Source organism: Sphingosinicella microcystinivorans (assembly GCF_003634215.1).
Lineage (GTDB): Bacteria > Pseudomonadota > Alphaproteobacteria > Sphingomonadales > Sphingomonadaceae > Sphingosinicella > Sphingosinicella microcystinivorans.
This window is the reverse complement of sequence record NZ_RBWX01000007.1, coordinates 1,454,861-1,467,603: the sequence shown is the minus strand read 5'-3', so window position 1 is coordinate 1,467,603 and position 12,743 is coordinate 1,454,861. Positions and strand designations below refer to the sequence as shown.

Below are 12,743 nucleotides of genomic sequence, written 5' to 3'. Positions count from 1 at the left end.
TGCCCGGCGGCGCAAGCGAAACCTTGCCCTTGCGGCCCACTGCCGCTAGCGCCTGTCCCCGCTATGACAGATGACCTTCGCGCTGCCGCCCTTGTTTCCAAAGCCTGGCCCTACGAGGAAGCCCGGAAGGTGCTGGCGCGTCTGAAAGGCGGTGTGCCTGCGAAAGGCAACGTCCTTTTCGAAACCGGCTACGGGCCATCGGGCCTGCCGCACATCGGCACCTTCAATGAAGTGCTGCGGACCACGATGGTGCGCCGCGCCTTCGCGGAAATGTCGGACGTTCCGACGCGGCTGCTGGCGTTCTCGGACGATATGGACGGGCTTCGCAAGGTGCCCGACAACGTGCCAAACCAGGCGATGCTGACCGAACATCTTGGAGAGCCGCTGTCGCGCATTCCCGATCCGTTCGGGAAGTTCGAAAGCTTCGCGCATCACAACAACGCGATGCTGCGCGCCTTCCTCGATCGTTTCGGCTTCGAGTACGAATTCGCCAGCTCGACCGACTATTACACATCGGGCCGCTTCGACGATCAGCTGAAGAACGTCCTCGCCAATTATCAGGCGATCATGGACATCATGCTGCCGACGCTGCGCGAGGAGCGCCGCCGCACCTATTCGCCGGTGCTCCCGATCAGCCCGGTTTCGGGCAAGGTGCTGCAGGTGCCGATCGAGGTGGTGGACGCGGCGGCAGGCCTCATCCGCTTCGAGGAAGACGGCACGACGCACGAGCACTGCATCCTTTCGGGCGGCGCGAAGCTGCAATGGAAGGTCGACTGGGCGATGCGCTGGGTGGCGCTCGACGTCGATTACGAGATGTACGGCAAGGATCTGACCGATTCCGGCGTGCAGTCGGGCCGCATTGCCAAGGTGCTCGGCGGCCGCAAGCCGGAAGGCCTGATCTACGAGATGTTCCTCGACGAGAAGGGCGAGAAGATCTCCAAGTCCAAGGGCAACGGCCTCGCGCTCGAAGACTGGCTGACCTACGGGCCGGGTGAAAGCGTTGCCTTCTATGCCTATCGCGAGCCGAAGAGTGCCAAGCAGCTTCACATCGGCGTGATCCCGCGCGCGGTGGACGAATATTTCCAGTTCCGCGCGAACTATGCCGACCAGCCGCTCGACAAGAAGCTCGGCAACCCCGTGCACCATATCCACGGCGGCAAGGTGCCGGACGCGGCGATGCCGGTGACGTTCGGTCTGCTGCTGAACCTCGTCGGCGTCATGGGCGCGGACGCGGACCGGGCGCAGGTTTGGGCCTATCTTGGCAACTACGTCCCGGGTGCGAGCGCGGAGGCGTATCCGGAGGTCGATACACTGATCGGCCATGCGCTGGCGTACAACCGCGATTTCGTCGCGCCGACCTTGAAGCGCCGCAAGCCGGACGCCCGCGAGACGGCGGCGCTGCGCGATCTCGACGCGCGGCTTGCCGCACTGCCCGAGGGCGCGGAAGCCGAGGCGATCCAGAACGAGGTCTACGCAGTCGGCAAGGAAGGCGGCTTCGAAAACCTGCGCGACTGGTTCGCAGCGCTTTACGAGACGCTGCTCGGATCGAGCCAGGGGCCGCGCATGGGCAGTTTCATTGCGCTCTACGGCATCGCCAACACGCGCCGCCTGATCGCAGAGGCGCTGGCTTAACACCGCATATTTCACGAGGGCGTCTCCGGGCGCCCTTGTGCTTTGCGCCATCACGCACTAATTGAAGTTACATGAAACGCGACAGCCGCCTGTCGGGCGTGCTTCATGTGCTGCTGCACATGGCCGAGCACGAAGGCCCGATGACATCCGAAACGCTCGCCAAGGCGATGCAGACGAACCCGGTGGTGATCCGGCGCGTGATGGCCGGGCTTCGCGAGGCGGGTTACGTGCGCTCCGAAAAGGGGCACGGCGGCGGCTGGACGCTCGCGTGCGATCTGGGCGCCATCACCCTGCGCGACATTTACAATGCGCTCGGCCACCCGTCCCTGCTGGCGATGGGAAACCGCACCGAAGCCCCCGGCTGCCTTGTCGAGCAGGCTGTGAATGCCGCGCTGAGCGAAGCTTTCCGTGATGCCGAGGCGTTGCTGCTGGCACGCTTCGAAACCGTAACGCTCGCCGCGCTCAGCGCCGATTTCCATGCCCGCCTGAAACAGCGCGGGCCTCTTCCAAAGGACCATCCGCATGGCGACTAAAGCAGAAGACGGCGCACAGGATTTCATCAAGGCCTTTTCGGACCCCGCCGCCGTGGCACGTTATGCCGAAGGACCGCCGCGCTTCGTGCCCGGCTTCGATGGTCTGCACAAGATGACCTCCGTGCTGCTCGCAGAGCACGCCCCTTCGGATGCGCGCGTTCTCGTCCTTGGCGCAGGCGGCGGCCTCGAACTGAAGGCGCTCGCCACAGCGCACCCCGACTGGACGTTCGTGGGCGTCGATCCTGCCGGTGCAATGCTGCAGCAGGCGGAGCGGACGCTCGGCCCACTCATGGCACGCGTTGAACTCGTTGAAGGCTATATCGACGATGCGCCCGCCGGCCCCTTCGATGCGGCCACGTGCCTACTCACGCTGCATTTCCTGAGCGCCGACGAACGCGAACGCACTGTCCGCGCAATCCACCAGCGCCTGAAGCCGGGCGCGCCGTTCGTCGCGGCGCACGGCAGCTACCCGCAGGACGCATCGCGCGACCTTTGGCTTTCCCGTTACGCCGGCTACGCGGTCGCATCGGGCGCGGACCCGGAACAGGCGCAAATGGCGCGTAACGCCGTCGCGACGGCGGTCAACATGATGAGCCCGGAGGATGACCTCGCGATCCTGCGCGCGGCCGGCTTTGCCGACGCCGAACCCTTCTTCGCGGCGTTCACCTGGCGCGGCTGGATCGGCCACGCCTGAACGAACGCACTACTGCGACGCGGAGGCTACCTGCTGCTTTTGCTGCCAGTCCCGCAGTTCGATCTGGAACGCCTCGATGCGGCGGAAGTGATCCTGGAAATCCTGTTCGATGTCCGCGAGGGCGCCGAGTGACCAGGTTTCGAGGTCCTTTGAAGCCATGGCGTTCGCGGCGGTGAGGTAGCGCGCGGTCTTTGCGCAGAACGCGCCTTTCACGGGCGGATAGGCATAGTGGTTGTAGAGCTTCGTCATCCGGCTGTCGCGTACGCGTATACCAGCGCTGCCATGCTCTCGCCGGTATTTGGCGTCGATCGCCTTGTTGGCATTCGCCAGCACGGTCTTGTGAAGCTTCAGGAAGCGGTTGTAGCCGTCTCGCGGGGCCGTGTTCGTACTCGTCACGCAGCTGAGCGCCGCGACGTTGAGCGCGGAGCGGACGTTGAACATCGTCTCTAGCGGCCCAAGGCCGACGTTGGGTGTGAGAAAGCGGCCGTCACTGTCCTTTGCTGGCAGTTCATAGGAAGGGTCGACGCCCACGGGCGGCTGCGGCGGGCGCGAGGCTTGCGGCCTCGGCGGCGGGGCTTTGACGGACGGCGGCGGCGCAGGCGGAGCGGCGCAGGCCGCAACCCCGAGCCCCAGCGTGAACACCATCGCTTTTAGACGCATACGCCCCCGCCCCTTCGTTCTTGCGGGTTCATGTCATGGCGCGTTTCCCGCTGTCCAGCGCCTGCGCGACGAAACGAGTCTGCGACACGTCATATGCCCGTCACACGCGCGTAACCTCGGTCTGCTTTAGGCTCACGCATCGAAATCGGGGACTGAAGACTATGGAACGCGGACCTTGCGCCTACAAGATCCTGATGTTCTGGGCCTGCCGCGCCCAAAAGCCGCCGCGCCTCAGCTGGCGTCGGCGCCTGTCGGATGCGGTGTCGTTCCGCTTCGCTAGAGCGTAGCGCCCGCGACGCGCTCGCTGCCAAGCAGCGCACAGCCCATACCCGCACGCATCAGCGTGGAAATGAGACGCGTGTCGCCGAGCCGGGTCAGCTTGTCGCCGACCTCGCCGATCGTCATGTCGCGCCATTCGTCGGGCGTCCGCATCGTGTCTCCAGCGACTTCGGCGATCAACAGCCAGTCGCGTTCCTGGAGCTTCCCGCCGAGTTCGCGCGCCACGCATGCCGATTCCTGCTTGCCGAAGCCGCGCGACAGGAGCGCGCTCTCGATCTCGGCGCTCGAGGGGTTGCACGCCGCCAGCAGACCGAACGCCGGCATCAGCAGAAGCGCGCGCCGCTTCATGGCCTAAGCCCCCATCAGCGCGCAGCCGAGCCCGGCGCGTGTCACCACTTCGACGATCTCGGGATCGCCGATCGCCTGAAACCGCTTCTGGATTTCGCGCAGGCTCATCCGGTCAACATCGCGCCGGTCAACGCCCTTGGCAAAACGCGCGAGACGTTTGAGCTGCGCTGTCGACAGGCGATCGACCATCTGATCCGCCATGCAGCCCGCTACAGGCCGCGAGATGCCTGCGCTCGTCAGGCTCCGCTCGATGCGGCTTTCATAGCTCGCGGCGCAGCCTGCGAGGAGGGCGGCGGCGGTAAAAAGTGTCAGAACTGGCTTCATGAATCGGTCTCCGATCTGCGCGAACTTCATCACCTGATGCGCCTTAACCCAAGCTGACCCCGATGCTATAGCTTGGCACCATGAACATCTGGATCGGACTTCTCGTTGCGCTCGCCGCGACGCTTGCCATGGAAGGTGTCGCCTATGTGGCGCACCGCTGGGTGATGCATGGGTTCCTCTGGTCGCTGCACAAGTCTCACCACGAGCCGCGAACGGGCCTTTTCGAGAAGAACGACTGGTTCGCCTTCATGTTCGCCCTGCCCTCGATCGCGTGCATCTACCTCGGTGTCGAGGCGGGCTGGCACCCGGCCTGGATGTGGGTCGGCATCGGCATCGCGGGCTACGGCGCAATCTATTTCGGCTTTCATGACGTCATCGTCCATCGCCGCATCGCGCACGGATACGTGCCCAAAAGCGCCTATATGAAGCGCATCGTTCAGGCGCACAGGCTGCATCATGTGGTGAACAGCAAGCACGGCACCGTATCGTTCGGATTCCTGTGGGCGCCGCCCGTGCGCGTCCTGAAGGCCGAACTCGAACGCCGCGGCGGCGACATCCGGGTGCCGACGGGCGCGTGAAGCCGCCGCCTCGGCCCGTCGCCCTCCGCTTCGCCGAGCACATGCTGCCGAAGCTGTGGTCGGCAGGCGTGTTGCCCCCGCCCGATCTCGACGAACACCGGCTGTTCCGGCAGGCACGGCGCGTGTCGAAGCTGGACGATTTCGGACCGGATGACGGCTGGCGGGACACTCTTGCCGTTCTGCTCGGGGCACTTCGCGACGCACCGCTGAACGCGATCGGGCGTACCATCGCGCATGGCAGCATCCTCAAAGTGCTCGTCGACCGGCTGCGCGCCGAGGCGCTGTTCGCGGAACATCCCGACATCCGCGCGCGACCGCTCGCGCCGCCACTCATCATCTGCGGACAGATGCGCTCCGGCACCACACGGCTGCAGCGCCTGCTCGCCTGCGATGACCGCTTTGCGCACCTCCGGCTATACGAAACGATGAGCCCCGTGCCGCGGCCGGACATGCGCCGCGATCCGCGCATCCGCTGGGCGGGCTTTGGCGTGCGCTTCATCAATTGGGCGAACCCCGGCAATGCCGCCGCGCATCCCACCGGCGCGATGGAGCCCGATGAGGAGACCGGACTGCTCGAGCATAGTTTCTGGGGCGCGCAGATCGAGGCGCAGCGCCGTATCCCAGCATTTGCACGCTACTGCGAGTCCGCCGACCCCCTCCCCGTCTACGGTCGCTTCGCCGACCTGCTGCGCCTCGCCGGATGGTTCCGGCGCGACGACCCAAGGCTGCCGTGGCTTCTAAAATCCCCCCAGTATCTGCAAGACTTGCCTGCACTTTCTTCAGTTTTCCCTGGCGCCCGCTTCATCTTCGTCACGCGCGAGGCCGAAGCGCTCATCGCCTCGGGCTGCTCGCTCATTTGGAACCAGATGGTCGTGCAGTCCGACGTGGTCGATGCGGCGTGGATTGGCCGCGAATGGCTGCACAAGACCGCGCTGCGGCAGGCGCGCGCCGACGCGTTCCGGGCGACACTGCCCGATGCGCACGCCTTCGCGCTCGATTTCGCCGATATGGAGCAGAACTGGCGCGGCAGCATTCGGCACGTCTACGACTGGCTCGGCCTGCCGATCGGGGCCGCACTGATGGAGCGAATGGAGCACTACGTGGCGCGCGAACGCCGCCACGTCGGGCACCGTTACCGCCTCACCGACTTCGGCCTTACGAGGGAGGCGGTGACGTCAGCGCTGGAGGCGTCCAGTCCGGCGTATCGCCCTTCTTCCAGAGCGGCGGACGTGGCGGCAGCGGCGTCGCAAGGTGCGGCGTCAGAAACGCGCTGACCACGAAGCGCATCTTTTCGGCGATCGACGTGCCCTGCCGATGATCCCATGCCGACGGGCCCGCCGCGCGAACCTTCGCGCCGATCGCTGCATAGATGTCCGCAGCAGCAAGCACTGCCCGGCCCGAACGCCGCGGCAGACGCTGGGCACCCTCGCGCGCAGACGCGTAATAGGCGTCTGCAAGATCGAGCAGTCGTCCCACGATGCCCACGAGCGCGCCGCGATGTTCTGGCCGCACATGATCGCCAGGAGGGATGCTTGCCTCGGCAAGCCAGTCTTCCGGGATGTAGCAGCGCCCGAGCGCGGCATCATCGAACACGTCGCGCGCGATGTTGGTAAGCTGGAAAGCGATGCCGAGGTCGGCGGCGCGGCGCAGGAGGTTATGGTTTTCGGGCAGGACGCCCATCACGACGGCCATCATTTCACCGACGACACCCGCGACGTGGTGGCAATAATCGAGCGTGTCTTCGATATGGCGGAAACGGCGCTCGTGGACGTCCATCGCGTAGCCCGCCAGATGTGTGAGCAGATAGGCTTCCGGCATCCGCGTTTCGTGTACGACCGCAGAAATTGCACCAAACGCATTGATACTGCTTTGTTTTTCTGAAATCGCCGCACGCGTGCATCGGGTGAGTTCGGCAAGCCGTAACGCCGCCGGTTCACGCTCCCCTACACGGCCCTGCCCGCCTTCCTGCCCATCGATCACGTCGTCGCAGTGGCGGCACCATGCATAAAGCAGGCATGCCCGGCGGCGGGTTGCCGGATCGAACAGCCGGGATGCGAGCGCAAAGCTGCGTGAGCCGCGCGCGATGCTGCGCTGCGCCCAACGGGTGAGCTCATCCATTGCGCATATCGGCCAGCATCAATCGCGCCGTCGCCTTCGCCGACCCGACGACGCCCGGAATACCGGCGCCGGGATGCGTGCCGGCGCCGACGAAATAGAGATTCGAGATGACGTCATCGCGGTTGTGCACGCGGAACCAGGCGCTCTGCCACAACACCGGCTCAAGACTGAATGCCGAGCCGAGGTGCGCGTTCAATTCAGTTTTGAAATCAGCGGGTGTAAACCATCGTTTTACTTCGATATTTTCGAGAAGTCCGGGAAGCAGATGCGCATCGAGCGCTTTCAGGATGCGCTCCGCGTACTGCGGGGCGATGCGATCCCAATCACCGTCGTACTTGCCGAGATGCGGCACCGGCGACAGCACGTAGAAGCTGCTGCACCGGGGCGGCGAGAGGCCGGGATCGGATGCGGTCGGGTGATGGAGGTAGAGCGAGAAATCGTCAGCGAGGTTTCCACCGCCGTAAATCTCGTCGAGGAGCGCCCGGTAGCGCGGTCCGAACAGGATGTTGTGGTGCGGGACCTCGGGCCACGCCCCCTTTGCGCCGAAGTAGACGACGAACAGCGATGGAGAAAACCGCTTGCGCTTCAATGCCTTTGCCGCCGATTTTCCGCGCGGTGTTTCACCGAGCAGGTCGGCGTAGGTGTGCACAATGTCGCCGTTCGAGGCGACGGCATCGAAAACGTAGCGCTCTTCGCCTGCCACGAGACCTGTCACCTGGTTTCCGGCGGTTTCGATCGCCGTTACCGGTGTGGCGAGCTTTACTGTGCCGCCGAGATCCTCGAACAGCCGCACAAGGCCGCGCACCAGCGCGTGGGTGCCACCGCGCGGGAACCACACGCCCCACTTCTTCTCCAGTGCATGAATAAGCGCGTATATCGAACTGGTATTGAAGGGATTTCCGCCGACAAGAAGCGTATGAAAGCTGAACGCCTCGCGCAGCTTCGGGTGGCGGATATGGCTTGCCACGACGGAATACACCGAACGCCATGCGCCGTAGCGCATCAGCTGCGGCGCAGCGGCCAGCATCGATCGGAAATCGAGAAACGCCTCGTGGCCGAGCTTTTCGTACCCTTCGCGAAAAACACCCTCGGAATAGGCGAAGAAGCGCTGATACCCCTCGACATCTTCGGGTGAAAGCGCAGCGATTTCCGCGTTCAGGCGCGTCTCGTCGCCGGTGTAATCGAAGGTTGTGCCGTCCGGCCAGTGCAGGCGGTAGAACGGCTCGACCGGCATCAGGTCGACATAATCCGCGAGCTGACGCCCGGAGAGCGCGAACAGCTCTTCAAGGCATGTGGGATCGGTAACGACCGTGGGGCCGGCATCGAATGTGTAGCCGGCCTGTTCATAAACATATGCACGCCCGCCCGGCTTCTCGCGCGCTTCGAACAGCGTTACCTCATGCCCGGCGGATTGTAGACGCACCGCAAGCGCAAGGCCGCCGAAGCCGCTGCCGATGACTGCAATTTTCGCCATGCCCGCGCCTAATCCACTCCGAGCATCACTGCAAGCGCCCGCCCGACCGGAATCGGCGGGCGGCCCGCGAGGATGCGAAGCTTGTCGGCGCGCGTCGAGTTGCCGGCATAGAAGCGTGCGACGAGCGCTTCCGGCAGCCGGTAGAAATGCTGTAGCACGCGGTAGCGCGCGGGCGGATCAGCCGCGCGGAACAACATGCGCGCGAGCATCCGGTAATAACGTCGCCCGTGCCACGCGCGGGTCGCGTGCGACCGTACGGCGTTATAGACGAGGTCAGTATCAAAGCGGGGCAGATCGGCGATGAGATCGGCGGTGCGCACGGCATCCGGGAAGCTGTATCCTGTAAGCGGGTGAAAAAGCCCCGCCCGCATCCCGATGCGCGCGACACCTCGTGTCCCCGCATCCCAAAGCGTCTCGATGTTTCCGCCAAGCGCCAGCGGCAGCACGCCGCGCTCGGTCCTGACAACGCCATGCGGGCCGAGCCCGGCGCCGAGCGCCCAATCTTCGATGCGCGCCTTCACCATTTCCACATCGAGCGCGGGGCTATCACTGTAATACGTATCCTCGATGAGGAGGCGGCGCTCGTCCCACGGCAGCACGTAGACGAAGCGGTAGCCCTCCGCCTGATCAACGGTGGCGTCCATGATGAGCGGCGCTTCAATACCGTGCGGGCGAAGTGTCTCGATCTCAAGGCCGACGAACTTCTGCCACGCAAGCTCCAGCGCCGTCGTCGGCGCATGGCCGCGCCCATCGATGACGACGCGCGCGCCGAGCCGCTCGCCCGATTCAAGCGTCACGCTGGTCGCATCGAGGCTGCGAACCTTGCGGCCGAAGAGCAGGCGGTCGGCGGGCAAGGCGGCACGAACAGCAGCATCGAGATTGGCCGAGCGCGCGCTCCCATAGCCGTGGTTCAGCGTGCGGCTGAATGCCGGGAAGCGAACATCGTAGCGCGGCCAGCGTGCGGCATAGAGCGGCGCGGTCCATTCGCGCTGAGCGGGCGTCATGTCGCTGTCGAAGGACGACCAGATGTGATCGCCGCCGATCCGGCTTTCAGCCTCCACGATTGCGACACGAAGCTCCGGTCGCCGCGTGGCAAGCCTTAGCCCCGCAAGCCCCGATGCCAGGCCCCCGCCCACCAGGATCAGGTCGAAATCCATACCTTTTCAGGTGTAGCGGGTCGGCACACAAATACCACCGGATTTGCATGACCTAAGGCCATGTGGCTGATAGAAGGCGCGCGTGGTTGAAGCCGTGCTCACCGTCGCCGCGATGATCCTGATCGTCGCCGGCCGCTATCTGGCGGTTTCAGGCGCGTTTGCGTGGCTTTCGGGGCGGGTGCGGCCCGGCATCTATGCGGGCCAGCGCATGGCGCGGCAGATCCGCGGCGAGATCGGCTGGTCGCTGACCGCGGCGGTGATTTACGCGGTGCCCGCGGGCCTGGCGGTTCATCTTTGGCAGACGCGCGGGTGGACGCGCATCTACACCGAACCCGCCGCTTACGGCTGGTGGTGGCTCCCGGTGAGCGTGCTTGCCTACCTCCTCGTCCACGACACGTATTTCTATTGGACGCACCGCTGGATGCATGCGCCCCGCCTGTTCGCGCGCATCCACAAGGTCCACCACGACAGCCGCCCCCCGACGGCCTGGGCCGCGATGAGCTTTCACCCATGGGAATCGCTGATCGGCGCGGCGCTGATTCCGGCACTGACATTCATCATTCCCATTCACGTCGCCGCGCTCGGCCTCGTGCTGACGGTGATGACCTTTTTCGGCGTCACCAACCACATGGGCTGGGAGCTGTTTCCCCGCGCACTGGTTAAGGGAACATTCGGGAAGCTGGTGATAACCGCGTCGCACCATCACCGGCATCATCAAGACTATCGTTGCAACTACGGGCTCTATTTCCGGCACTGGGACAGGCTTTGCCGAACGGATAGCGGCCTTGGAGATTTCGATGCTGAAACGCATGCTCATCACGGCGGCCTGCCTGCCGCTTCTCGCCGCGGAAGCGGCGCCGCAGCAAGCCTCGCTGCACCTGACATTTGAAGGGCTGCGCTCGCAAAAGGGCAGCATCCGCCTTTGCCTTTGGCGCGATTCCGCGGGCTACCCGGATTGCGCGCACGGGGCCGGCGCGACGAAGGAAAGCGTGTCCGCGGCGAATCCGGTAATCGATATCACGGGGCTTCCGCCGGGCGACTACGCCATCTCGGCGATCCACGACGAGAACGACAACAAGAAGCTCGACAAGAGCTTTATCGGCATGCCGACGGAGGGCGTCGCGTTCTCCAACAATGCGAAGATCAGCTTCGGCCCGCCGAAGTTCGACAAGGCGCGCTTCCATGTGGAAGGCGACACGACGCAGACGCTGCGTATGCGTTATTTCCTTTGAAACCCATACACCTTAACGGACGCGCATGAAGTTCGAACGCAGCGAAGAGAATATCGGCAACCGCGTCTTCAAGGGCGCGCTGTTCCTGGCCGGCGCGCGCTTCGTGCTCCGCCTGTTCTCGATGGTCAACCTCGTGGTGCTCGGCCGCCTGCTCGCGCCCGCCGACTACGGCGTCGCCAGCCTCGCCATCGTCGTGATCGGCTTCGTGCAGGTGCTCTCCGACATGCGCGTGAACAGCGCGCTCATCGCTCTGCGCGATATCGATACGCACCATATCGATACCGGCTTCACCATGAACTTCCTGCGCGGCGCGCTGATCGCCGCCATCCTGTTCATCTTCGCGGGTCCGATCGCGAACTACATGAACGAGCCGAAGCTGGAAGATGTGCTGCGCGTGATCTGCGTGGTGCTGATCTTCGACGGCGCGCGCAACCCGGCGTTCATGATGTACCAGCGGAACATCGACTTTTCGAAGGAGTTCAACCGCCGCGTCGCCTCCACGATCTTCGGGTCGCTCGCCGCCATCGTGGTTGCGGTCGCCACCGAAAGCTACTGGGCGATCGTGGCGGGCACGCTTGCTGGCCGCTTCACCGAAATGGTGCTGAGCTACTGGCGCATCCCCTATCAACCGCGCGTCAGCTTCCGCGAATGGCGCACGTTCCTGGGCTTCGGCGGCTGGCTGACGATGTCGGGGATTATCTCCCACTTCACCCAGATCGCGCCGCAGTTCCTGATCGGCAAATACATGGGCGCTGCGCAGCTCGGCTATTTCACCATCGGCCGCGACGTTTCCCAGGTGGCGACGCGCGAACTGGCGACCCCAATCAGCCAGGCGATCACCCCCGGCCTTTCCGCCATCGCGCACAACAACACGCGCCTGCGCGGCGCATACCGCAAGGCACAGTCAGTGATCCTGGGCATCGCGCTGCCCATCGGCGTCGGCACGGCGCTGATGGCGAACGAGATGATCGCGATCCTCGTCGGCACGAAGTGGCTGCCTTCATCAGAGGTCGTGGTCCTGCTCGCCCCCACGCTCGCCTTCACGATGATCACGTCCGCCACGGACGGGCTTGCGATGGCGAAGCAGGCGACGCGCGCGATGTTCAACCGCGCCGTCCTCGTCGCTGCGATTTCGCTTCCCGTCTTCGCCCTTGCCGTGTGGCAGGGCACGTTCATCACGGTCATATACGCGCTCGTTTTCCGCCTGCTGCTGCAGACCGCTGTGAACATGTATTTCGCCAAGACGCTGATCGGCGATTCGTTCTTCTCCCCGTTCACCGCGAGCTGGCGCAGCCTCCTTGCCGCCGCCGCCATGGCCGGGGCGGTGCTCGCCGTGCCCGCGCCGTTCGCGCCGGGCGACGCGGAATATGTGGTGCTCCTTGAGATGATGCCGCGCGTTATCCTCGGCGCCGCGGTTTACGTCCTCGCGCACTTCGTCCTGTGGCGGCTCGCGGGCCGTCCCGACGGGTTCGAGACGAAGATGCTGGAGGTTTCCGGTATCGCACTCGGCAAGCTCCGCCGCTTTCGCCGCACGGCGAATTGACAGGCGCGGGCAAAGCCACCAGAGTCCGCCGCAGCATTCGTTCCAAGGGGTACCCGGTGTGACGCCGGGCTGAGATCGCCGCACGAGCGGGGGAACCCTTCGAACCTGACCCGGGTCGTGCCGGCGTAGGGATCGGAACCGCAGTTGCCCAAGCTGGGTCGCTGCCACTGC

Annotated in this window: 14 protein-coding genes and 1 riboswitch; of the genes, 8 read left to right on the top strand and 6 right to left on the bottom strand. The window is 64.9% G+C overall.

Features of this window, described 5'->3' with window-relative positions; translation table 11 throughout:
• The first annotated feature begins 63 nt into the window (after nucleotides 1-63).
• From DFR51_RS06960 to DFR51_RS06950, 3 genes are all read left to right on the top strand, one after another.
• Nucleotides 64-1,632, top strand: coding sequence for a lysine--tRNA ligase (locus DFR51_RS06960; RefSeq protein ID WP_121048419.1), 1,569 nt, complete (start codon nucleotides 64-66; stop codon nucleotides 1,630-1,632).
• 71 nt (nucleotides 1,633-1,703) lie between these two features.
• Complete coding sequence (locus DFR51_RS06955) at nucleotides 1,704-2,165, top strand: Rrf2 family transcriptional regulator (RefSeq protein ID WP_121048416.1); 462 nt, start codon at nucleotides 1,704-1,706, stop codon at nucleotides 2,163-2,165.
• Nucleotides 2,155-2,859 carry a class I SAM-dependent methyltransferase gene (locus DFR51_RS06950; protein ID WP_121048413.1) on the top strand — a complete coding sequence of 235 codons (705 nt, stop codon included), beginning with the start codon at nucleotides 2,155-2,157 and terminating at the stop codon, nucleotides 2,857-2,859. The genes DFR51_RS06955 and DFR51_RS06950 overlap by 11 nt, the downstream gene beginning before the upstream one ends.
• Before the next feature lie 9 nt (nucleotides 2,860-2,868).
• Here the strand turns inward: DFR51_RS06950 and DFR51_RS06945 are convergent, their stop codons facing one another.
• The 3 genes from DFR51_RS06945 to DFR51_RS06935 all read right to left on the bottom strand — a co-directional run bounded on the left by DFR51_RS06945 (nucleotide 2,869) and on the right by DFR51_RS06935 (nucleotide 4,470).
• Entirely contained in the window at nucleotides 2,869-3,519 is a 651-nt protein-coding gene (locus DFR51_RS06945) for a hypothetical protein (protein ID WP_126494756.1), read from the bottom strand.
• Nucleotides 3,520-3,795: 276 nt separating this feature from the next.
• Entirely contained in the window at nucleotides 3,796-4,146 is a 351-nt protein-coding gene (locus DFR51_RS06940; protein ID WP_121048407.1) for a hypothetical protein, read from the bottom strand.
• A gap of 3 nt (nucleotides 4,147-4,149) precedes the next feature.
• Nucleotides 4,150-4,470, bottom strand: coding sequence for a hypothetical protein (locus DFR51_RS06935; protein ID WP_121049907.1), 321 nt, complete (start codon nucleotides 4,468-4,470; stop codon nucleotides 4,150-4,152).
• A gap of 80 nt (nucleotides 4,471-4,550) precedes the next feature.
• Here DFR51_RS06935 and DFR51_RS06930 point away from each other — a divergent pair, with 80 nt between their 5' ends.
• Complete coding sequence (locus DFR51_RS06930) at nucleotides 4,551-5,048, top strand: sterol desaturase family protein (protein WP_121048404.1); 498 nt, start codon at nucleotides 4,551-4,553, stop codon at nucleotides 5,046-5,048.
• A complete protein-coding gene (locus DFR51_RS06925) occupies nucleotides 5,045-6,322 on the top strand; it encodes a sulfotransferase family protein (RefSeq protein ID WP_121048401.1) in 1,278 nt (425 codons plus the stop codon). The genes DFR51_RS06930 and DFR51_RS06925 overlap by 4 nt, the downstream gene beginning before the upstream one ends.
• Here DFR51_RS06925 and DFR51_RS06920 read toward each other — a convergent pair.
• The 3 genes from DFR51_RS06920 to crtY are packed head-to-tail and all read right to left on the bottom strand — an operon-like array spanning nucleotide 6,204 to nucleotide 9,797.
• On the bottom strand, nucleotides 6,204-7,166 hold the full coding sequence (locus DFR51_RS06920) for a phytoene/squalene synthase family protein (protein ID WP_121048398.1): 963 nt from the start codon (nucleotides 7,164-7,166) through the stop codon (nucleotides 6,204-6,206). The two genes, DFR51_RS06925 and DFR51_RS06920, sit on opposite strands and share 119 nt — an antisense overlap.
• Entirely contained in the window at nucleotides 7,159-8,640 is a 1,482-nt protein-coding gene (locus DFR51_RS06915; protein ID WP_121048395.1) for a phytoene desaturase, read from the bottom strand. Before DFR51_RS06915 ends, DFR51_RS06920 begins: the two co-directional genes overlap by 8 nt.
• 8 nt (nucleotides 8,641-8,648) lie before the next feature.
• Nucleotides 8,649-9,797: a lycopene beta-cyclase CrtY gene (gene crtY / locus DFR51_RS06910; RefSeq protein WP_121048392.1), complete on the bottom strand. Its 1,149-nt coding sequence runs from the start codon at nucleotides 9,795-9,797 to the stop codon at nucleotides 8,649-8,651.
• Nucleotides 9,798-9,909: 112 nt separating this feature from the next.
• Between crtY and DFR51_RS06905 the strand changes: the two genes are divergently transcribed.
• The 3 genes from DFR51_RS06905 to DFR51_RS06895 are packed head-to-tail and all read left to right on the top strand — an operon-like array spanning nucleotide 9,910 to nucleotide 12,572.
• Nucleotides 9,910-10,686: a sterol desaturase family protein gene (locus DFR51_RS06905; protein ID WP_121049904.1), complete on the top strand. Its 777-nt coding sequence runs from the start codon at nucleotides 9,910-9,912 to the stop codon at nucleotides 10,684-10,686.
• A complete protein-coding gene (locus DFR51_RS06900; RefSeq protein ID WP_121048389.1) occupies nucleotides 10,595-11,029 on the top strand; it encodes a DUF2141 domain-containing protein in 435 nt (144 codons plus the stop codon). The genes DFR51_RS06905 and DFR51_RS06900 overlap by 92 nt, the downstream gene beginning before the upstream one ends.
• 25 nt (nucleotides 11,030-11,054) lie before the next feature.
• Nucleotides 11,055-12,572 carry a lipopolysaccharide biosynthesis protein gene (locus DFR51_RS06895; RefSeq protein ID WP_121048385.1) on the top strand — a complete coding sequence of 506 codons (1,518 nt, stop codon included), beginning with the start codon at nucleotides 11,055-11,057 and terminating at the stop codon, nucleotides 12,570-12,572.
• Between the two features lie 35 nt (nucleotides 12,573-12,607).
• Nucleotides 12,608-12,722, top strand: a riboswitch (TPP riboswitch).
• The last annotated feature ends 21 nt before the right edge of the window (nucleotides 12,723-12,743 follow it).